Genomic DNA, 22,631 nt, shown 5'->3' with positions numbered 1-22,631 from the left:
ATTACCAACGCACTTCGAACTTTTTACGTAACCAAATTGCAAGACTGTTTAAACCAATCATTAATGCAAGGAGTACGATAATCGCAGCGGCAGTACGGCCTTCGAAGAAGTTACGCAACTCATTACCTTGCCATAAATAAACTTGGACAGGTAAAGCTGTTGCTTGATCAAATGGAGTTGTTGGAATACTTGCAACGAATGCACTCATTCCAATTAAAAGTAAAGGTGCTGTTTCACCAAGTGCGTGAGCAACGCCAATAATTGCGCCAGTCATAATGCCTGGTAACGCTAATGGTAGAACATGGTGGAAAATGGTCTGAAATTTAGAAGCTCCCAAACCAAGTGCAGCTTGTCGAATAGAAGGTGGTACTGCTTTTAATGAAGCACGAGTAGTAATAATGACTGTTGGTAATGTCATCAAACTTAAAACTAAACCACCTACTAACGGAGCAGATAAAGGCAAATGCATCCAGCCAATAAAAATTGCTGCACCGAGTAAACCAAACACAATTGAAGGAACCGCAGCAAGGTTATTGATGTTGACTTCAATAATGTCTGTAATAAAATTCTTTGGAGCAAATTCTTCAAGATAGATTGCGCTGGCAACACCAATCGGAATTGCAATAATGATCACAATCAGCATCATGAATAATGAACCCATGAATGCACCTGCAAGACCACTAATTGCTGGTGAACTACGAGAGTCAGGGTTCTTAAATAAGTTCATATTAAATGTACTTTCAAGAACACCTTTTGCTTTTAGCTCATCTGCAAGTTTACGCACTTCCGGATCAAGCTGTTGCTGATCATCTGGTAATGAACGGTCAATATTACCTTTTAACCAGACATCGACATTGGCATCGCCCAAGAAATTAAGATTTTCTTTTTTACCAATGAGTGATGGGTCCGCAAAAACCATATCACGTAAACGATAAGCCTCTGAACTTGCATAAAGACTACTTAAGTAATCACGCTGGCTAGCAAGTGCAGGGTCTTTGGCAATCATTCCATTTACAATAATGCCATCCCAATCCACCATACCCATTTTGGTTTGCCAGTCGATATAACGCTCTTGATAATGTGCAGGTGTTTCCCCCTGCCCACGAACAGGTACCGGACCTGCATCAATCACTTTCGGATCAAAGTAAATTGGAACATTCATACTCGTTTGCCAAAAAGCAGGTAAACCTTTTGCCAAAATACTGCTAAACAATAGCGCAACGAATGCAAGTCCAATTACGACTGCCGAGAACCCAGCATAACGAAAAGCTTTTTCTTTACGATGACGTTTAGCCAAAGATTTTTCGATGACTTGTTTACGTCGTTCACTTAATTCAGCAGCAACTTTTGGATCAAATACGTTCTGATCCATAGGAGACGATGTATTTGATGTACTCATTCGTATTGCTCACGGTATTTACGCACAATGTACAGTGCAACAATGTTTAGACATAAGGTAATCACAAATAGTGTTAGACCTAACGCGAATGCAACCAAAGCTTGTGGGCTGGCAAAGTCAGTATCACCAGTTAACTGTTTTACGATCGTAACGGTCACTGTCGAAACAGCTTCAAATGGATTTGCATGTAAAAGTGGACTGTTCCCTGCGGCCAAAACCACGATCATGGTTTCCCCTACGGCACGAGAGACAGCTAATAAAAAGGCGCCCGTAATACCTGGTAACGCAGCGGGTAAAACGACTTGACGAATTGTTTCAGACTTAGTTGCTCCAAGTCCTAAAGAACCGTCACGTAATGCACGAGGTACTTGGGTAATAATGTCGTCTGATAAAGAAGAAACAAACGGGATAATCATAATCCCCATCACGAAACCAGCAGTTAAAGCACTGGTCGCGTTAATTTCAAGACCTACATAAGCACCAGCTGTCTTGAAAAATGGTCCAATAACCATCATGGCAAAAACACCATAAACAATTGTTGGAATACCCGCTAAAACTTCAATTGTTGGTTTTGCCCATGAACGTAACCATGGTGAAGCATATTCAGCTAAATAAATAGCAATCATGAGTCCTACAGGTACAGCAACCAATAAGGCGATACCGCTGACCATGAGTGTGCCCCAAAGTAATGGCAACAAACCATAACTGCCTTCAGCATTACCAGAGGTACTAAAGCCTGGGTTCCACTCTGTCCCAAAGAAGAAATCAAGTGGGCTTACAAAACGGAAGAAGTGCATCGCTTCGCCAAACATCGACATCACAATACCGATGGTTGTTAAAATCGCAACGCCAGAACATAAAATCAAAGCAACATTAATGGCACGTTCAACTTGGTTCCGCGCACGATATTGTTGATTAATTTTTTTCTTTGCCCAAACTAAACCTAATAAAGCTGCACAAACTACAACAGCAAACTTGGCAAAAGAGCCAATGGTTTGAAATTTTGCGAACTGTTGAGCAGCCGCTAACTCATAGGCTGCCGGTTTATCACTTACCCCAAAACCTGAAGCAATGGATTGAACACGATCAACCAGTACACTTCTGCCAGCCTCATCAAGTGAAGCACTTATAGACGCAGGAATATTATTAAAAATAATATGGTTTAAAATACTTGGTTCAACCAAGCTCCAAATGATCAGAATTAAAAAAGCAGGGATACCGCACCAAAGTCCAACCAGTGCACCATAATAACCAGGACGAGAATGTAACGTCGCCGAGTTGCTTCCCTTACCTGCTAGGCTACGGCTCTTTCTTAGCCCAAGTTGATATGCGATTGCCACAAGGGCTAACAACACACCGATAAGTAGCAGATTCATGTACTCTCCACTGTTTTCTCAATTGTCATAATTTGGAAAAAACAAGTTAGACAAAAAGGCTGATGAACTCTCGAGATCACCAGCCCTCATTCAAACTAACTTATTTAACAGTTTTACCTGCTTTAAAGTCAGCCAAAACTTTTGCACGTTCAGCATCAGACATTGCGATTAAGCCATCACGCTCAGCTTTAGAACCTTTACCTGTTGCTTTTTTGCTTACGAAATATTCTACATATTGCGGTAAGCCTTTAACTGATTTTAAGTGCTCGCCTTTCACGTAGAAGAACAATGGACGAGATACAGGGTATGTACCGTTCAATACTGTTTTCTCAGAAGGAATAACATTGTTTACTGTCGCTACACGTAACTTGTCACGGTTCATATCATAGAAACTTAAACCAAACACGCCTACTGCACTTGGAGAAGTCTTTAAACGAGCCAATGTTTCTGTGTAGTCACCAGCAATTTCAATTACACGACCATCTTTACGGAAAGTAGAACATGCTTTCTTCTGAGCATCTTTATCTAGATTCTTGAAGTATTCATACGATTCGCAACCAGCTTCAACCATTTTCTCTTGGAAAACTTCACGAGTACCATGGTTAGACGCAGGAATTACAAGTGTAATTGGTTCATTTGGAAGAGATTTATCAATCTGGTTCCAGTTTGTATATGGGTTTGGAACCAATTTACCCTTTGAAGGTAACTGTGCAGCTAAAGCAGCAAACACATGGTAAGGTTTTAATTTATAAGCTGCTTTGTTTGAGTTAGACGCGAATACAATACCGTCGTAACCAATTTTGATTTCTTGAATTTGTTTTACGCCAGCTTTGTTACAAGCTTCAATCTCAGTACTTTTAATTTTACGAGAAGAGTTTGCAACGTCGATTGTGTTATCGCCAACGCCTTGACAGAATTGTTTCAAACCAGCAGAAGAACCGCCAGAACCAACTACAGGAGTTTTAAATTGAGGGAATGTATTACCAAACTCTTCAGCTACAACGCTGGCAAATGGTAGTACAGTTGAAGAACCAGCAATTTGAATCGTATCACGAGCTGCATTTGCAGTCGTTGTTACAGCTGCCCCAGTTACTGCTAACGCAATTGCGATTTGACGTGGATTTAAGCGCATTCTGTTCTCTCTCATTAATGCAATAGGTTGTACGTCACTTTTTGTTGAGTGCTTGTACGCTCTTCGATAGCTGCATTGTGAATAGAAAATATGACAATTAAGTTACAGTATGATGACGCTTTAATGATTTCAATATTGTTAATTGTCACATTATTATTTTTTGCCTACTATCAAATATTTAATTCAATCCTAGTAGATATTTTACCTTGTATATTAGTCTGTATTATTACACTCGTTAAAAATATAAGATTTTTGTATTTATAAAATATAAAAAACAAAGGTGTTATAAATGTTTTAAAAAACGATAATTTAGTTATCTTTAGTTTAATGATTAAAATATTTTTTGATTAAGGAAGTTTTTATTAAAATATTTCTAAAAATAATAATTTCTTTGTAACATGAAAATAATATGACAAAAGATAAAGGGTTACCTGTTTTACGTCAGGTAACCGCAATATTATTGTCAATTTAAACGATCAACTCGATTGTACTTCTGGCATCGCAACCATTTTTTTACGATATTTTAAGAAATACGTAAGCGCTAAAACAGCCAACCAAATTGGACCTAAAATAACGGCAAGTCTCATATCTGGCGTCATTGCCATAATAATAAGAATAAAGCATACAAAGCTAATGGTTAAATAATTACTCCATGGGCTAAGAATGCTTTGGAATTTGGTTTGACGTTTTTGCAATTTCATTGCTTTAGTGAATTTCAAATGAGTCACTGAAATCATAAGCCAGTTAATGACAAGTGCAGCCACAACAAGCATCATAAAGAGCTGAAAAGCTTGACCTGGAATTAGGTAATTTACGACCACACATATTGCTGTAATCGATGCAGATACCACTGCTGCTGGAACTGGAATGCCACGACTGTTTACTTTCTTCAAGATAGCTGGGGCATTACCCTGCTCTGCTAAACCATGCAACATACGGCTATTACAGTAAATACAGCTATTATAAACTGAAATGGCAGCAATCAAGACCACAAAGTTTAAAACGTTCGCAACGCCATTACTATTTAATGACTGGAAAATCATTACAAATGGGCTACCGCCTTCTGCAACCATATTCCAAGGATAAAGGCATAGTAAAATTCCAATCGCACCAATATAGAAAATTAAAATACGGTAAACAATCTGGTTCACTGCTTTTGGAATAGTCGTTTCAGGTTTTTTAGTTTCAGCCGCAGCAATACCAATTAATTCTAAGCCACCAAATGCAAACATAATGACAGCCAAAGCCATGACAAAACCGTGAATTCCGTGCGGGAAGAAACCACCGTGTTGCCATAAATTTGCAATACCTGCTTGCGGACCAGCAGAACCTGTAAATAAGAGATAGGTACCAAAACCAATCATGCTTAAAATTGCAACAATCTTAATGCAGGAAAATAAGAATTCGGATTCCCCAAAAAAGCGGACATTTACCAAGTTAATGCCGTTAATTAAAATAAAGAAAAATAAAGCAGTCAGCCAAGTGGGAATTTCAGGCCACCAGAACTGAATGAAGGTTCCAATTGCACTGAGTTCAGCCATGCTTACCAGTACATACAACACCCAGTAATTCCAGCCAGACATAAAACCAGCCATTTTGCCCCAGTACTTATTGGCAAAATAACTGAATGAACCGCTTACTGGTTCTTCAACAACCATTTCACCTAAATGACGCATAATTAAGAAAGCGATAATTCCGGCAATTGCATATCCCAATAAAATTGAAGGACCTGCCAGTTTAATCGTTTGAGAAAGACCTAAGAATAACCCTGTTCCGATCGCCCCTCCGAGTGCGATGAGTTGAATATGCCGATTGGATAAGCCTTGTTTTAACTCGTGCTTATTGTTTGCATCCATAACATTATCTCCAATGTTGGTGTCACTTCCTGTACACCTTTATTCAGCACCATATCCGAAGGCCAGAAACCGACCTTCGGACATAAGTTTGCTTTAATATGAGTCCATTTAATTTTTGAGAAGACTTGTCCTGTCTTCTATTTAAAACGAGCTTGCATCCTTACATTTAATAGGCTGGGAACGCTCCTTTAAAATTTCATAACCGCGATCACCGTAGTCAAAACGGGCAATCACAGAAGCAAATTTTTTCAAACTCACCGGCGCATCCATTGCTGGTAGTTTTAATTCAATAAACGTTAATTGATCATTCTGATGAACATTGTCTAAAACACTCTTTAGCTGTCCAGCAGTTTCAACCACATAGGTGGTATGGCCTTTTTTACCGTTAAATACGGCTGGAATTTCAGTATATTTCCAGTTTTGTACATCGTTATAGGCAGCATTTTCGCCCATGATTAATCGCTCAATGGTGTAACCGCCATTGTTCAGCAAGAAAATAATGGGTTTTAAACCATGGCGAATAATTGTAGAGAGCTCTTGTACCGTAAGCTGGAATGAGCCATCACCAATAAATAGAATTTGACGGCGTTCAGGAGCAGCCAGCAAACTACCAAGTAAAGCCGGTAAGGTATAACCGATTGAACCCCAAAGTGGCTGAGCAATATATTTAGCTGTAGCAGGAAGTTTTAAACCAGACAAAGCTGAGTTTGATGTTCCCACCTCTCCAATAATCACATCATCTTCTTTTAAGAAACCTGCAATATAGTTCCAAAGTACATCTTGGCTTAGCTTTTGTTGTGCTGGGGCTTCAAAGACTTTTTGAGGTTGTTTTTCAAGAACAGGTTTAGTTGCTTTACGCGGTGCAACTTTTTTATTTAACTCAACAAGTAATTGTCCAATCTCAATGCCTGGAAAATCCTGACCAAAAATATTCAGACCATAAGATTTGATTTCGATATAGTTCTTAGTCGCAATTTGATGAGTAAATACAGCTGAACCTACGTCGGTAAAACGTGCGCCAATACCAATTAAGCAGTCAGATTGTTCAATGATATTTTTAACATGTGGCTGGCTTGCCCCACCCACATAAGTACCGATGTAACGCGGTGAGCCTTCATCCATAATATTTTTTGCAGTATTCATACCGGCAAATGGAATTGAGCACTTTTGAGATAAATCATTTAAAAGTGAAGTTACACCAAAAACTGAAGCTTCATTATCAATAAGAAGCGCTGGGCTTTGAGCATTCGCAATAATGTCACAGAGTTTGCTCACCACAGTTTGTAATAATTCAGGTTCAACAGCTGGATAACTTAGGTCGAGCGGACGCTCAGACACTTCAATTTTAACGTGAGTAATATCTCCAGGTAATTGAATGTGTACAGGGCGGCGATCAAGAAAACACTGACGTAATACACGGTCAATTTCAAAGGCTGCATTTGCCGGAGTTAAACGTGTTTGAGCAACTGTGAACTCTTTCATGCAGTTCATAATATTGTCGTAGTTACCATCAACCAACGTATGGTGAATCAAAGTACCTTTTTGCACTGCATGTAAAGGTGGAATACCAGAAATATGGATAAGAGGTACATTTTCTGCATAGGCACCAGCAATGCCATTAATCGCACTTAAGTCACCTACACCATATGTGGTTGCCAAGGCAGAAAAACCGTTAATTCGTGCATAACCATCTGCTGCATAGGCAGCATTTAATTCATTACAATTTCCAATAAATTCGAGTTCTGGATCTGCTTCAACTTGTTCTAGATATGAGAGGTTAAAATCACCAGGTACACCAAACAGATGTTGGATACCCATTTGTTTTAGACGAAGATTTAAAAAGTCACCGATTTCTATGAACATTGCTCTATATCCTTTGAGACCAATTTTTATTCCATAGAAAAATAATATTTCATCTACCTTTTAGATTTCGTGCATAATGAAAACGCATTTTAATAAAAATACATGATTTGTGTATCATAAAAGGATTTTATGCAATGGATAAGTTCGACTGGCAAATCATTCAGGCATTACAAAAGAATGGACGGCTCACCAATCAGGAAGTTGGAGATTTAATCGGTTTATCTGCGTCCCAATGTTCTAGAAGAAGACAGCTACTTGAGCAAAAAGGCATAATTTTAGGTTACACCGCCCGCATCCAGCAACAAGCGCTAGGACTGGAAGTCACAGCGATGATTCATATTAATTTAAGAACACACGAAGCAAAATCACAGCAGGCTTTTCAAGAGTTAATTGAAGCTGAAGATAACATTCAAGATGCATTTTCAATTAGTGGCGATGCTGATTTTATTTTAAAAGTCGTTGCTGAAAACTTAGAACAGCTTTCTCAATTTGTGACGGAAAGATTGCTTTCTTATAATTTTATAGGACATATAAAGTCTTACATCGTTCTGAAAAAAATTAAAGAACAGAATCATTTTTTGATCAAACCTAAAGGTCACGGTTACCATCACACGACTTAAGCAAATTAGTATTTAATAAGATAATTTAAAATAAAAAGGCGGATCTATCATCCGCCTTAAAATTAATATTTAGACTTTACTGATATGAACTGTTTGCCCAATCGTATTTTCAAGCAATCCTTCCAAACCAAACTCAGCACCTAAGCCTGACATTTTCCAGCCACCAAAAGGTGCATGAGGCAGAACCTCTGCATGTGTATTGACCCAAACCGTACCGCATTGAAGCTGAGTCGCATAAGTTTGAGCAGCTTTAATGTCAGAAGACCAAATTGATCCTCCTAAACCAAATTCACTATCATTGGCGCGAGCAATTGCATCGTTGATATCTGTATATTTTAAGACAGGCAACACTGGACCAAATTGCTCTTCTTGGACCACACGGCAAGATTCAGAAACTTCAGTCAAAATAGTAGGCGCAATAAAGTAGCCCTGCTCTGGTAATTGCTGTTGACCAGAAAGTGCTTTTGCACCTTGTTCAATTGCTTCTGCAATAAGAGTTTTCACCTTGTTATATTGCATTTGGTTTTGTACTGGACCAAATGTTGTAGAAGACTCCATTCCATCGCCCACAATTTGAGCATTGGCAATGTCAGCTAATTTTTGGGATAAAGCATCATATTGACTTTCATGCACATATAAACGCTTTAACGCAGCACACGTTTGACCCGCATTTAAAAATGCAGTATTGAAAATCTTAGCTGCAATTTCATCTATATTTGCATCAGGTAATACAATACCCGCATCATTACCACCAAGCTCTAAAGTTAAATGTTTTAGCTGTTGAGCTGCCCCCGTCATGATGTGTTGTCCAGTTCGAGTTGAACCCGTAAACACAACTTTTTCTACATCTGGATGGGAAGATAGTGCTTCGCCAATCTCGCCAGCACCCACCACAATTGAAATAACACCAGCCGGAACTTCTTGCTGAATGATTTCACATAAACGCAAAGTCGATAGTGGTGTGTATTCAGAAGGTTTGCTAATGACAACGTTACCGGCACGTAATGCAGGCATGATATGCCAGACCGCAATCATGAGTGGCCAGTTCCAAGGGGTAATTGAAGCCACTACACCTAATGGTTGACGATGACGTTCAATACGCTTGGCTTCACTGTCTTCGATAATTTCAACAGGTAAATCCATAGCAGCTGCATAACGAGTCCAACCAATTGCGCCCTGCACTTCCATTTGCGCGAGTGCCAATGGCTTACCCTGTTCAAGCACAACCAGCTCTGCGAGCATTTCAGCATGCTTTTCAATACCGTCAGCTATCTTGTTTAAAATTGATTTACGTTCATCGTGCGACACCATTTGCCATGCTTTAGATGCCTGTTTAGCCGCACTCACTGCTTGATTCACTTGCTCAACCGATGCTTTTGCACAATGTGCAGCCGTTAAGCCAGTAGCAGGGTTAATAATTTCTAGTTCACCTTGTTCACCTGAACAAAGTTGACCGCCAATAATGAGCTTAAATTCATTGAGCATATTCGCTTGTTGCATTTCTTCTTCCTTGTCTTAATTGTAATTACAGCCACTTACTTTATTTTCAGTTAAAGCAGGATTATTTAAAGTAAGTACGATATAGATATATCAATGCGACCAAAAATATCGGGAACATACCAATACAATAAGAAATTTGCTCCCCATAAATCATGCATAATTATTTTTGTTTTTTAAAAATATGCATGGTTTGTGCATATATCACTCTTCTGATACACACTTTTAATAAAAATAATATGTAATAAAAAAGCCCGGCAATAAACCGGGCTTTTTTTGTTATCAACTCAATTAGTCGATTGGTGGTACATAGTTACCAGAAGCAATCGCATCTTTAATGCGGTCAGCTTCAGCCAATACTTGACCTAAAAGGTTTTTAACGTTTTCGAATGTTACAACAGGGCTTAATGTTGTCATTTTCAATGACTGTACATTACCAACTTTTGTTACACCGATATTTGCTTCACCACGAGCAAACAATTCGTCCGCTACGTTTTGGTTTAAGCTATCGATCAACTCAGCTGGATAGCCTTGTGGTACAACACGGAACAATACAGAAGCAAATTGTGGTTCAACTAAAAGCTCTAAACCTGTCGTTGCCTTGATGTAATCTGCAACTTCACGAGTAAGTTTTACACCATGATCAATCATTGAACCATATAGGTCTTCACCAAGTGATTCGATTGTCATCCACAATTTCAATGCATCAAAACGACGAGTCGTTTGTAATGACTTAGAAACAAGGTTTGGTACACCATGTTCTTCGTCATAAGCAGAGTTCAAATATTCAGCTTCGTAGTGCATGAAACGATAGTTCGCTTCGTCTTTTAACAAGAACGCGCCACAGCTAATGCTTTGGAAATAGTGCTTATGGAAGTCGAGGGTAATCGAGTCAGACAACTCAATACCATCAAGCATTGCACGATAGTCATTTGACAGAATTAGTGCACCGCCCCATGCCGCATCGATATGCATCCATGAACCATATTTATTGGTAATTTCACGGATTTTCTTCAATGGATCAATTGCACCAGCATCAGTTGTACCTGCTGTCGCAACGACACAAGCAACTACTTTGCCTTCTGATTGCAAATGTGCCATTGTTTTTTCAAGCGCATCTACATCCATCTGTGCATTTTCATTCACAGGAACAGTAACAACTGACTGGAAGCCCATGCCCATCATTGCCATGTTCTTTTGCACAGAGAAATGCGCATTTTCAGAACAAATGACTTTGACGTTTTTCATTGCATCAGCTGGAATACCATCGCGCTGTACAGACCACGGATTACCGTTTTCGTCTTTCCAGTTTTTCGAAATGCACCAGTCACGAGCAAGCAATACACCCATTAAGTTAGATTGAGTGCCGCCAGAAGTGAAAACACCCGCCTGACCAGAACCATAACCTACTTTTTGGCGTAACCAATCAATGAGCTGAACTTCCATTAATGAACCGGCTGGGCTTTGATCCCATGAGTCCATAGACTGGTTAGTTGCATTGATTAGTACTTCCGCAATCTGACTCATTACCATTGTTGGACAATGCAAATGTGCCAATGAGTGCGGATGATGTACTTTTAAGCTTTTATTTAAGAAAAGCTCAATCATACGTTGAAGTGATTCTTGTACACCCATACCTTCTTTTGAAGGCTGGAAAGAAATCGCTGAACGCAATTCTTTAATGCTACCGCCTGTGTACATCTTTTCATTTTGCAACCATGCTGAAACGGCTTTTACCGCTTCGCCCATTGCTGACTCATAGTCAGCAATGGATTGTGCATCATTGCAGAGTAACGCTTTACGATGTTCTGCAAAATCCACCATACTTATGCGCCTCGTACTGCAACCAATGCTTCTGCAATTGCTTTCTTAAAGCGAGCAACTACTTCAACACACTCTTCTTGAGTGATGATAAGCGGGCAAAGTAAACGAATTACTGTACCGTTACGACCACCTTTTTCAAGCAATAGTTTATTGTTGAAACAAGCAGTTTGAATTGCAGCAGCTAATTGTGAATCCGCAGGAAGCGAACCAATACGGTCAGCTTGTTTACGCTCGTCAACAATCTCAACACCGATCATTAAACCGCGGCCACGCACGTTACCGATACATGGGAATTCTTGAGCCAATTTTTTAAATTCAGCTTGTAGATAGTCACCACGTTCTTGCGCATTTTGAGCAAGATTTTGTTCAGTAATCGTTTTTAATACGACAAGGCCTGTACCCATAGCAAGTTGGTTACCACGGAAAGTACCTGTGTGACCTGCAGGCTGCCAAGCATCAAATTTACGTTTAATACCTAATACTGCAAGTGGTAAACCACCACCTACTGCTTTAGACATTACAACAACATCAGGTTCAATACCTGCGTGTTCAAATGCAAACATTTTGCCTGAACGTGCAAAGCCAGCTTGAACTTCGTCTAAAATCAAAACGATGTTGTGCTTTTCAGTCACTTCACGGATTTTTTGCAACCATTTTACTGGAGCTGTAACTACGCCGCCTTCACCTTGAATCGCTTCAAGAATAACAGCAGCCGGTTTTGTTACACCGCTTTCAACATCTTCAATAAAGTTTTCGAAGTAGTAAGTTAAAGCGTCAACACCAGCTTCACCACCTAAACCAAGTGGGCAGCGGTATTCATGCGGATATGGCATGAATTGTACGCCTGGCATTAAACCGTTAACTGCATTTTTCGCACTTAAATTACCAGTCATAGCAAGTGCACCATGGGTCATACCATGATAACCGCCAGAGAAACTGATCACTGAACTACGGCCAGTGTAAGTCTTAGCAAGTTTAATTGCTGCTTCAGTTGCGTCTGCACCAGCAGGACCACAGAACTGCAAGCAATATTCTTCTTTACCACCAGGTAAATATGCTAACAATGCTTCAGTGAATGCATCTTTTAAAGGTGTGGTTAAGTCTAAAGTATGCAATGGCAAACCACTTGCCAATGTATCTTGAATACTTTGAATCACCGCAGGATGATTATGACCTAAAGCCAATGTACCTGCCCCAGCTAAACAATCAAGGTACTGTGTACCTTCAACATCAGTAACCCAGCATCCTTGTGCTTTCGCTATCGCTAACGGTAATTTACGTGGATAGCTACGAACATTTGATTCCATTTGACTTTGGCGAGTCAAATAATATTCGTTAGTAGCATTAGTGGCAGGGTTAACGGAAGTAACGCTCATATCGGATTACCATCTCTGATAGGGGTAGAAAGAAATAAGTCTGGTGACGATGGGTCCTTTGACTCGGTGCTTTATAGAACTAGTAAAGACACTTATTTTATATCTTGTAACTAGGAGCGCGATGATACCTAATTTTACAAGAAAAAAAACGTCTTTTATGTACTTTACTCATCTAATCTTATTGAAAAAATGTATCATCCCAATAGTTACGATGAATTATCATCATACTATGTGACAACCTAAAGAAAATATTCTTTTTTTATATTACTTTGATTTTTTAAGTTACATTGACACACTTTAATTTTAGGGCTTTGTTTTTAAAAGAATTTATATTTACCAAAATTTAAAAAAACTGATCTAAATATTACAAATACGCCACAAAATCTGCAAAAGTTATGCATAACTTATGTTTAACATTTCTTAATGAAAAAAATTAAATTTATATTAATTTTTAAAGGAAAAAATTATGCGTACTTTAGCTGTCTCAACCCTTCTTTTAGGTTCTCTCCTTAGCCCTTTAGTTTTTGCTCAGGATGATAACGCTTTGAACTATAATATTGTGAATGTACAAGCTGAAGCTTCTCGTCAAGTTTCTAATGATGAAATGCATGCAACTTTATATATTGAAAAAAGTAATAAACAACCAGCTGAACTTTCAAATCAAATTAATCAACTCATGAATCAGGCACTTGCCGTTTCTCGTAAATATCCGCAAGTAAAAGTGGAAACAGGTGCACAAAGTACTTATCCAATTTACGATAATGACAGTAACAAGCTAAAAGAATGGCGTGGTCGCGCTGAAATTCGTCTTGAAAGTAAAGACTTTAAAGCAGCAAGCCAGTTAGTAAATGAATTACAGCAAGGCTTCCAAACTCAATCAATTAATTTTACAGTTTCAGATGAACAACGTAAAAAAGTTGAAAACGAGTTGATGATCGAAGCTTCTAAAAACTTTCAACAACGTGCTCAAATGTTGACGCAAGCATGGAATAAAAGCCAATACACGCTCGTTAACTTAAACTTAAACACTAACAACTATTTCCCGCAGCCTGTAATGCGTGCCAGCATGGCTAAGTTTGCTACTGCCGAAGCGGCTCCTGCTCAAGACATGGCGGCTGGTGAATCTAAAATTACTGTAAATGCAAACGGTTCAATTCAATTTAAATAATTTCTTTTCATCAAAAAAGCCGCATCTTTCATGCGGCTTTTTTTATTACTGATCAAGATATTCAACTCAAATTTTGCAAAGAATCCCAAGCAGCTTTTGCCAAAATATCTTTATAGATTTTAGGGTTGGAAGGAACACGTTGTGATAACCACGCACGGCAATAATTTTCCGTAGACCCAATCACCAATGAAAGTAATAGCTCATGAGGTATAGATTTTAAAAACTCAGAATCTGCATAATTTGAAATTTCGCTAAAGATCTTTTGATTTCTTGATTTATTTTTCTGAACAAGACGTTCTTGATCTTCACCTTGCATCACACTAAAACGAGCAGATATTAAAAATTTAGCAAACTCTGGCTGTTCACTTACCCAATCAATGTAACTATGAATAAAAGCATATAAAACCTCTTGAAGGGATTCTGTGCCCTCCAGATAGTCATCTCTTCGTGCAGCTTGGTCATCTAAAGCTGCAAAGAATAAAGTCGCAACAATCCCTTCTTTATTTTTAAAGTGATGATAAATAGCCCCTACACTACTGTCAGACTTCGCACGAATCATCTCAATGCTTGTAGTTTCAATTCCATTTTCTAAGAAACAAGACAAAGCATCTAATAAAATCTGTCTTTTTAAAGCAGCCCTTCTGCCTGGATATAAACGTTCTAATAGCTCTTGTGCAGATTTCATCGTTTGTTCCCTAACCAGTTATCGGAGATATTCTGAATGACTTGACTCGCTTTTGTAAACAGAATTATATTCTTTAACAGAACAAAATTCTGTTTTTATTAATAATGGAGCTTTAAACCATGGCAACTACTTTAGAACTTTGGAACAAAGTGTCTACTTTCCCCAAAGGAAAATGGACTTTCTCACGCATGCTATGTTTAAAAGCACCTTATTTCGGCAGTATTTCACCGCTCTTTATCGATTTAAAACCTAATTATTGTGAAATAGCGATTAAGAAAAAGCGTTCTGTTCTCAACCATATTGGAACAGTTCATGCGATTGCGATGTGTAATATGGCTGAACTTGCAGGTGGCACAATGACAGAAGTTACGGTGCCTTCCACACATCGCTGGATTCCCAAAGGTATGACTGTCGAATATTTAAAAAAGGCAGAAACAGACTTAATTGCAGTTGCAACGCCTGTAGAAAAAAATTATGACTGGGATAAAGCTGGAGAATATTTAGTGAATGTAGAAGTCTTTGATTCTCAGAAAGAGAAAGTCTTCCAAGCTACGATTACCATGTGGATTTCTAAAAAGAAGTAATAAAAAAGCCCTGAACTGATCAGGGCTTTTTTTATTTATTTTTTAAATGGTAGGGCATATTTCAAGATACGGCCAACCACCTGACCAAACTGTTTGGTCAAACTAGCGTTGTTATAGTTCAGACCATATTTTTTACATACAGCTTCAACTTTTGGAGCCATCTGGCGATAACGGCGTGCTGGAACATCAGGATATAAATGATGCTCAATCTGATGGCTCAAATGTCCACTTAAGATATGTAGTGCTTCTGAACCTTTTAAGTTTGAAGAACCACGAATCTGGCGCATATACCAGTGGCCGCGGCTTTCATCCTGTAAAACAGACTTTGGAAATACTTCTGCATCTTTAGTAAAGTGACCACAGAAAATAATCGTAAATGTCCAAATATTACGAAGGCCATTCGCAACCAGATTTCCCGTAAATACAGGTAAAGCTGCTGGGCCTGCAATTAATGGAAAAAAAACGTAATCTTTGAAGAGCTGAGTACCAATCTTTTTATTTACTGGTTTTAACTCTTCTAAAAATTTTGCCATGCTCTTACGTTTATAAAGGACACGTCCAATTTCAAGATTCTGAATGGCTACGCCCCATTGGAACAACAAACAAAATGGAATGCTATAAACAGGTTGAAGTAAGAAACCTGGTTTCCAACGCTGTTCTGGAAATAAGCGAAGCAAACCATAACCAATGTCATCATCTATACCTTTAATGTTGGTATAAGTGTGATGTTTATAGTTATGAGTTTGACGCCAGTTATCAGAAGTACCGACGGTATCCCATTCGTAAGTTTGACCATTAAATTTAGGATCGTTCATCCAGTCATATTGGCCATGCATAACGTTATGACCAAGTTCCATGTTTTCCATAATTTTAGAAAAGCCTAACAGACCTGTTCCTAAAATCCATGCTGGCGGGAACCAACCTGCAAACAAGCATGCGCGCCCTAAAAAGCTACTGTAACGAATTGCAGCATAGACACGGCGGATATATTTAGCATCTTTCTCACCTAAATCATCCAATACTTCTTGTTTGATCTGATCGAGCTCTTTTGCAAATGCGTCAAGTTCTGCAGGCGTCAAATCTCGATTTTTAGGATTTTTAAAATATTCGACTTTCACTGGCATATTCATAAGAGTTCTCTCTTAAAGATCAATAACTAGATCGGATTGTGCTGAGTTCACACAAATTTTGAGTAATTGGCTTGGTTCGGTATTTTCGCTACCATTGAGTAAGTTACGTGTAGACCCTTGGGCTTTACTACAAACGCACTTATTACAAATTCCCATACGGCAACCATGTGTTGGCTTAAGGCCTTCATGTTCCAGACTCACCAGAATTGATTCGCCTTTTGGAATTGCAATGACCTTATTAGACTGGGTTAATGTGACATTTACATAACCAACTTCAGCCGTACTATCACGAGTTAAGCTAAAAGCTTCTGTTAATACAGTCGGTGCTTTTTCAAAAAGCTGTTCCACTGTCGAAACAAAACCTGAAGGCCCACACGCATATACGGTGCTATTTTCTAAATCGTCTACTAATGATAAATGCTCTGGATTTAAACGCTCATCATTTGGTGTTTCTTGTGTATAAAAAATCTGATAACTAAAATTTGGGAATTGCTGTGCAACTTGTTCAAAATATTCAATAAAAGCGACATCAGAACGCTGTTTCACCCAATATAGAAGTTGTACTTGAACTTTATCTAACTGCTGACTCTGTTTAATTGCAGTGATTAAGCTCAACATTGGGGTAATACCACTACCCGCAGCCAGCATAATTAATTTTGGCGTTTTGATATTTTGTTGCATGTCGCCATAAGGCTGACCAAGCTCAAAAACATCACCAATTTGGCTTTCAGTCATAAACCAGTTACTGACGATACCATCAGCCACTTTTTTAATCGTTAAACGTAAATGTTGTTCGTCAATTTGCGTCAAGCTATAAGTACGTTCATAACGACGACCTTCGATTTCAACAATGACAGGATGATGCTGACCAGCAACACCCATTTTTACTAAACGGTTGCATTTTAGCGTCAGGCTCACCATGTCATGAGCCACAAATTCTTTTTTTACAATTTGAACAAGTCCATGTTTTACGGACCATAAAGGATTAACTTTTTGTAGCCAGAAGTTAGCCGTATCTCTATCAAAGATGGCTTGTGTCAATGAATTGAATAGAGAATTTCTCTTTTCGATTACGTGCATAGCTGGAGGCTCTATCGCTCTTTTTTAATTATTATACACATGTATATATATTTGTATATACACCTGTACTTTTAATTACAATTTCACAAGTTCACCTTCTTAAGGCTATAATCCTGACAGTTTATAAATATATTGAACAGCATGACCCAATCTTCACTTTCTCAGAGCCTGAATGACACATCTCGACAACAAGATGTCATTGAAATTAAAACAGCTACGCGTTCTGTAGGAAGAAAAGCGACGATTACTAAAGAAGAACTTTTTCAGGCTGCTCTGAATCTTATTGGTCCACAAAAAAGTATTGCTTCATTAAGTTTACGTGAAGTAGCACGAGAAGCCGGAATTGCGCCAAATAGTTTCTATCGCCATTTTAAAGATATTGATGAGTTAGCGATTTCTTTAATTGACCGAGCTGGTATTGTCTTACGTAAAATTATTCGCCACGCTCGCCTACGCGCATCCTTACAAGAAAGTATTATTCGTAGTTCTGTCGATATTTTTCTTCAGCAGCTCGATGCTGATGAGGGTAACTTAAGTTTATTACTACGTGAAGGCTTTACAGGCTCTGCCTCTTATAAAGCCGCAGTTGAACGTCAATTAAACTTTTTTCAACAAGAGCTACAAGAAGATTTAATTCGGCTAGAACGCTTAAATAACAATCATCTCTACCACCCTGAACTTGTTGCAAAAGCAATTACTCAACTTGTATTTCACATGGGAGCAAAAGCGATTGACCTTCCTATTGAGCAAAGGTCAGAACTTGCCGAACAGACCATGATTATGATTCGAATGATTTTAGAGGGTGCACGTCATTTGGATGAAGCAAAAATTCGTTAAAATTATCTAATGAATGGCTTGTTGATGAACAGGCCATTTTTACATCTAACTCCTCTATTTTCCAATAAAAATATAATTCATCGATTGAAGCGAATAGCTTGCGAGAGTATAAATAATTACCCCATTTTTTCTTTCTCCTATATTCCCAACGATCTCAGGGATCAACATGCAAAATTTGAATAATCGTCAAAGCCTGATTGCAAGCTACATTCTTATGGGCATCTTTTTGCTTTCGGTTATCCCATTACACCTATTAGCAAGTTTTTTTGCAGGCTTTCTTATTTATGAAATTATTATTAGCTTAAGCTCGGTTGTAGAACGTTATATTGATGGTCAAAGAGCCCGTATTTTTATTAGTATTTTACTAAGTATTGTCACTATTTCACTTATTGGTTTTTTCATTACGAGTCTGATTAGCTTTGTTGTATATGATTTAAAAGGCGTCGGATTACATAGTATTAATACAAAAGTTGATCAAACCCTACTGCATTTACAAGCTGAAATTAGCAAATATCTTCCGGGTTATATTCCCGATAGCGTGACAGATTTAAAAGACGAAATCTTTGCATTTATGAAGAACAACGTGACCACATTAAAAAATGCCAGTTCAGATATTTTGCATAATTTCGTGACTATGGTTATGGGCCTCATTATCGGTATTTTGGTCGCTATACATGGTTTTCATCACCGTAGGCCCCAACCTGTTTTTAAATCTCTTCTGATTCAACGCATTCAAAAATTATCAATTTCATTTAAAAACGTTGTTTTTGCACAAATACAAATTTCAGCCATTAATACCCTGCTCTTTATTTTATTCGCTTTTATTTTATTACCGCTTTGGGGAGTCCACCTTCCTTTTGCCAAAACTCTCACTATTTTGACCTTTATGTTTGGACTGATTCCAATTTTAGGTAATCTTATTTCCAACACATTAACATTCATTGCCGCTCTTACTGTTTCACTCGGACTAGCAGGAGCAGCATTACTTTATCTCGTTCTGGTTCATAAACTTGAATATTTTGTTAACGCTAAAATTATTGGCCATAAAATCAATGCAAATGCATGGGAGATTTTATTGGCAATGCTGGTATTTGAGTCAATTTTTGGCTTAGGCGGTTTAATCGCGGCTCCAATTTTTTATGCATATTTAAAATTAGAACTAAAAGATGCTGGTCTCATCTAATTCAAAATCGATCTATAAAAAAAAGCGCCCTCTAGGCGCTTTTTTTACTTTGAGTTAATTATGGCTTAACCACAACTAATACTTGAATTGCTTCTGGTGTAACAGTTAAACCATCAAGCAAGCTCAAGCCTTCTTTTTGCAACTTTTGTAAGCGTTCAATTTCATCTTGACGAATACTTGGGTTGAACTGTTTTAGATAAGTTAAACGGTCAATTTCATATTGCCATTTATTACCATAGTGTTCTTTTGCTTGCTGCTGAAGCTGTGGCAAATCAACTTTCGCGATATCTAATGCTTGTTTATAACGTTCCTCAATGATATCACGGCGAGCTTTAACCACTTGACGACAGCTATTGCCATCTAAATGGTGTAAATATGGTTTTAAGATAGTCGGATCAATTTTCTCAGACAAATCTTGACCATTTTCGCTTAATAGCACACGAATTAATTGCTTAGGTAAGCTCGATGGTAGATTTAACGCCTTAGGTGCCACCACATCGACTTTAAACCACACTTCGATTAATACTGAACCCTGCTTTAACGCATTAGATTTGAGTACAGCAACATTGGTACTACCAAATGATTGTGTGCGGATCATTTCCATTACACTTTCAATGAATGGATGCTCTAAAGTTAAATATTGAGCATCTTCACGAAGCTGTGCTTGATCACGATAGAACGTTGCTGTCATGCCTTCTTCGTCTAATGCCAAACCTTGCACTTGCATTTGATCTGTTGGGCGAATAATCACAGTACCGTTGCTTTGCTCATCAAAGTCGATATTGGTTGATGACATGAAACGCTTCACAAACATCGGAAGCGTTGTGTTGTCATCATAATCTTCTAATGCCTGAACAATCTCTTGCGCCACGATTGGACGACATGAGTTATATTCAAGTAAACGATCTCGCCCTGCTTGAAGTTCAGCTTCCAAGGCCTGACGTTGAACATTTACTTCTTCAAGCAAATCTTCAAATGTTTGACCTTGGTCTGCAAGCAAACAGTCTTTTAATTCAACAATAAAGTTTTCTTGCAACGTTTGTGCTGTTGGCGAAATATTGCTGAAAATATTAAGTGCTTCATTGTACCAACGGAACATACGCTCTTGAGCTGTTCCCACAAGATATGGCACATGAATCTGGATTCGGTTTTCTTGACCAATACGGTCTAAACGTCCAATACGTTGCTCTAAAACGTCTGGGTTAGCTGGTAGATCAAATAAAATTAGATCACTGGCGAATTGGAAATTACGGCCTTCAGAACCAATTTCCGAACACAGTAAAATTTGTGCACCATAGCTTTCTTCAGCAAAATAAGCAGCTGCTTGGTCACGTTCAAGTAAGCTCATGCCTTCATGGAACATGGCTGTACGGATGCCTGCATGTAAACGCAACACATTTTCTAAAGCTTCGACAACTGGCCCACTACGCGCAATTAAAAGCACTTTTTTATGCTTGAGATCTTTGCGCAGAACTTCCATTACCCATAGTACACGTGGGTCATTTTGCATCCATGAACCATCAATTTGTGCTTCTTCAGGCCACATCTGCTCACGCAGTTTTCCATCTTTTGACCAATCTTCTGGTGCTGGTAATGGTGCTGGCTGACAATCACGCCCAGGGAAACCTTGAATTGCTTCACGCGTATTACGGAATAAAATACGTCCAGTACCGTGACGGTCTAATAATTCGTGAATTGCTCTAAAGCGCTGTTCAGGCTGGTCTTCAATACTATGCCCTAACAAGCCCTCTAAAGCAGATAAATGCTCAGGAGCTAAAGGTTGATCAGACATAAGCACTTCAGCAATTTTTGCAGTCTGCTGGTACTGAGTTTCTTCATCTAAGAAGCGCTCTAAACTACTAAAACGCTGCGGATCAAGTAAACGTAAACGTGCGAAATGACTTTCTACACCAAGCTGTTCAGGTGTTGCAGTAAGCAACAATACCCCAGCCGTATTTTCAGCGAGCTCTTCAATTAAATCGTAGCGATCATTACCGCCTTCTTCTTCGCTCCACATCAAATGATGTGCTTCGTCAACCACGAGCAAATCAAACCCAGCTTCGATCGCTTGCTCGCGTAAATCATCATGGTCAACCATTAAGTCAACGCTGGCAATAATGCATTGCTCAGTCAAGAACGGGTTAAGTTCTGGATCATGTTCTTTAATAGATGCGGTACGTGTTAAATCAAACAGAGAGAATTGCAAGTTAAAACGACGGCGCATTTCAATCATCCACTGATACTGTAGAGAATCAGGGACTAAAATAAGAATTCGTTCTGAACGACCGGTTTTAAGTTGTTGGTGGATAATTAAGCCAGCTTCAATTGTTTTACCCAAGCCCACTTCATCGGCAAGTAAAACACGAGGTGCAAAACGTTTACCAACTTCGTGTGCGATATAAAGCTGATGTGGAATTAAACCAACACGCGCTCCAACCATTCCACGTAGAGGGCTATTCTGCATTTGTGCTTGCATAAGCATCGCTTCAATACGCAGGTCATACCACTCTTTATAATCAACCTGACTTGCAAGCAAACGATCTAGAGGTTTCGACAACTGAATTTGCGCACCGATACGTGTTTCATTCAGCGCTTTACGATCTTGCTCGCCATTTTCTAAGGTACGAACAACGTTGTAACGCAAAACGCCATGTCGGTCTTCAACAGATTCAACAATCCACTTCTTGCCTTCTTGATCTTGAACTTCATCATTTGTGTTAAAGATGATACGAGATAGTGGAGCGTTATTACGTGCATATACACGTGTCTCATCACTTTTGGGGAATAAAATGCTGACAGATCTTTCATCTACATCAATAAGTACACCTAAACCGAGCTCAGTCTCTGTGTCTGATAGCCAACGTTGACCAATAGCATACTGCTGCAATTTTTCCACCTTTCTCTCAAGTTCGCACTACATATTGTACGATGCAAATTAGCTTATTTTTGCATCTTTTTATGTAGTCTTTAAAGCAAAATTTTGAAGCAAAAACCAATTAAATCGTTTTGCTACAAAAAATC

At 38.6% G+C, this 22,631-nt stretch carries 17 protein-coding genes; 5 read left to right on the top strand and 12 right to left on the bottom strand.

All coding sequences use genetic code 11. From position 1 onward, the window contains the following. Nucleotide 1 precedes the first annotated feature (1 nt). The 5 genes from pstA to MKL38_RS05975 all read right to left on the bottom strand — a co-directional run bounded on the left by pstA (nucleotide 2) and on the right by MKL38_RS05975 (nucleotide 7,626). A complete protein-coding gene (gene pstA / locus MKL38_RS05995) occupies nucleotides 2-1,399 on the bottom strand; it encodes a phosphate ABC transporter permease PstA (RefSeq protein WP_270902799.1) in 1,398 nt (465 codons plus the stop codon). Next, nucleotides 1,396-2,775, bottom strand: a complete 1,380-nt coding sequence (pstC, locus tag MKL38_RS05990; protein WP_209831251.1) for a phosphate ABC transporter permease subunit PstC — start codon at nucleotides 2,773-2,775, stop codon at nucleotides 1,396-1,398. The genes pstA and pstC overlap by 4 nt, the downstream gene beginning before the upstream one ends. 100 nt (nucleotides 2,776-2,875) lie before the next feature. Beyond that, a complete protein-coding gene (locus MKL38_RS05985) occupies nucleotides 2,876-3,907 on the bottom strand; it encodes a substrate-binding domain-containing protein (RefSeq protein ID WP_209831252.1) in 1,032 nt (343 codons plus the stop codon). 476 nt (nucleotides 3,908-4,383) lie between these two features. Then, nucleotides 4,384-5,763, bottom strand: a complete 1,380-nt coding sequence (locus tag MKL38_RS05980) for an amino acid permease (protein WP_004643586.1) — start codon at nucleotides 5,761-5,763, stop codon at nucleotides 4,384-4,386. 141 nt (nucleotides 5,764-5,904) lie between these two features. Continuing rightward, nucleotides 5,905-7,626 (bottom strand): alpha-keto acid decarboxylase family protein, encoded by a 1,722-nt coding sequence (locus MKL38_RS05975; protein ID WP_270902798.1) that lies wholly within the window; start codon nucleotides 7,624-7,626, stop codon nucleotides 5,905-5,907. 134 nt (nucleotides 7,627-7,760) lie between these two features. On the opposite strand from MKL38_RS05975, the gene MKL38_RS05970 reads away from it, so the two are divergent. Then, nucleotides 7,761-8,246, top strand: coding sequence for an Lrp/AsnC family transcriptional regulator (locus tag MKL38_RS05970; protein WP_004643588.1), 486 nt, complete (start codon nucleotides 7,761-7,763; stop codon nucleotides 8,244-8,246). A 69-nt stretch (nucleotides 8,247-8,315) separates the two neighbouring features. On the opposite strand, the gene MKL38_RS05965 is transcribed toward MKL38_RS05970, so the two are convergent. The 3 genes from MKL38_RS05965 to MKL38_RS05955 form a co-directional block, all read right to left on the bottom strand. Next, nucleotides 8,316-9,746, bottom strand: a complete 1,431-nt coding sequence (locus MKL38_RS05965) for an aldehyde dehydrogenase family protein (RefSeq protein WP_270902797.1) — start codon at nucleotides 9,744-9,746, stop codon at nucleotides 8,316-8,318. A gap of 288 nt (nucleotides 9,747-10,034) precedes the next feature. Beyond that, nucleotides 10,035-11,567 (bottom strand): pyridoxal phosphate-dependent decarboxylase family protein, encoded by a 1,533-nt coding sequence (locus MKL38_RS05960; RefSeq protein WP_005039003.1) that lies wholly within the window; start codon nucleotides 11,565-11,567, stop codon nucleotides 10,035-10,037. Nucleotides 11,568-11,569: 2 nt separating this feature from the next. After that, entirely contained in the window at nucleotides 11,570-12,943 is a 1,374-nt protein-coding gene (locus tag MKL38_RS05955; RefSeq protein ID WP_004643593.1) for a diaminobutyrate--2-oxoglutarate transaminase, read from the bottom strand. Between the two features lie 466 nt (nucleotides 12,944-13,409). On the opposite strand from MKL38_RS05955, the gene MKL38_RS05950 reads away from it, so the two are divergent. Continuing rightward, on the top strand, nucleotides 13,410-14,111 hold the full coding sequence (locus MKL38_RS05950; protein WP_004643594.1) for an SIMPL domain-containing protein: 702 nt from the start codon (nucleotides 13,410-13,412) through the stop codon (nucleotides 14,109-14,111). Between the two features lie 61 nt (nucleotides 14,112-14,172). Here MKL38_RS05950 and MKL38_RS05945 read toward each other — a convergent pair whose 3' ends face one another. Beyond that, a complete protein-coding gene (locus MKL38_RS05945; protein WP_004643595.1) occupies nucleotides 14,173-14,796 on the bottom strand; it encodes a TetR/AcrR family transcriptional regulator in 624 nt (207 codons plus the stop codon). Nucleotides 14,797-14,915: 119 nt separating this feature from the next. On the opposite strand from MKL38_RS05945, the gene MKL38_RS05940 reads away from it, so the two are divergent. Next, the gene (locus MKL38_RS05940) at nucleotides 14,916-15,380 is read left to right on the top strand and encodes a hotdog fold domain-containing protein (RefSeq protein WP_080027561.1); all 465 of its coding nucleotides are present in this window, start codon (nucleotides 14,916-14,918) and stop codon (nucleotides 15,378-15,380) included. A 35-nt stretch (nucleotides 15,381-15,415) separates the two neighbouring features. Here MKL38_RS05940 and MKL38_RS05935 read toward each other — a convergent pair whose 3' ends face one another. Continuing rightward, a complete protein-coding gene (locus MKL38_RS05935; RefSeq protein ID WP_005038996.1) occupies nucleotides 15,416-16,510 on the bottom strand; it encodes a fatty acid desaturase family protein in 1,095 nt (364 codons plus the stop codon). Between the two features lie 12 nt (nucleotides 16,511-16,522). Next, the gene (locus tag MKL38_RS05930; protein WP_270902796.1) at nucleotides 16,523-17,590 is read right to left on the bottom strand and encodes a ferredoxin reductase; all 1,068 of its coding nucleotides are present in this window, start codon (nucleotides 17,588-17,590) and stop codon (nucleotides 16,523-16,525) included. Between the two features lie 141 nt (nucleotides 17,591-17,731). On the opposite strand from MKL38_RS05930, the gene fabR reads away from it, so the two are divergent. Both fabR and MKL38_RS05920 read left to right on the top strand, forming a co-directional pair. Continuing rightward, complete coding sequence (gene fabR, locus MKL38_RS05925; RefSeq protein WP_005038992.1) at nucleotides 17,732-18,427, top strand: HTH-type transcriptional repressor FabR; 696 nt, start codon at nucleotides 17,732-17,734, stop codon at nucleotides 18,425-18,427. Between the two features lie 166 nt (nucleotides 18,428-18,593). Next, complete coding sequence (locus MKL38_RS05920) at nucleotides 18,594-19,610, top strand: AI-2E family transporter (RefSeq protein WP_005038990.1); 1,017 nt, start codon at nucleotides 18,594-18,596, stop codon at nucleotides 19,608-19,610. Nucleotides 19,611-19,668: 58 nt separating this feature from the next. Here MKL38_RS05920 and rapA read toward each other — a convergent pair whose 3' ends face one another. Next, the gene (rapA, locus tag MKL38_RS05915) at nucleotides 19,669-22,506 is read right to left on the bottom strand and encodes an RNA polymerase-associated protein RapA (RefSeq protein ID WP_270902795.1); all 2,838 of its coding nucleotides are present in this window, start codon (nucleotides 22,504-22,506) and stop codon (nucleotides 19,669-19,671) included. Between the last annotated feature and the right edge of the window lie 125 nt (nucleotides 22,507-22,631).

It is taken from the genome of Acinetobacter sp. AOR14_HL (assembly GCF_027855175.1).
Classification (GTDB): Bacteria; Pseudomonadota; Gammaproteobacteria; order Pseudomonadales; family Moraxellaceae; genus Acinetobacter; species Acinetobacter calcoaceticus.
The sequence above is the reverse complement of the archived record's forward strand: the minus strand, read 5'-3'. Positions and strand labels throughout refer to the sequence as shown.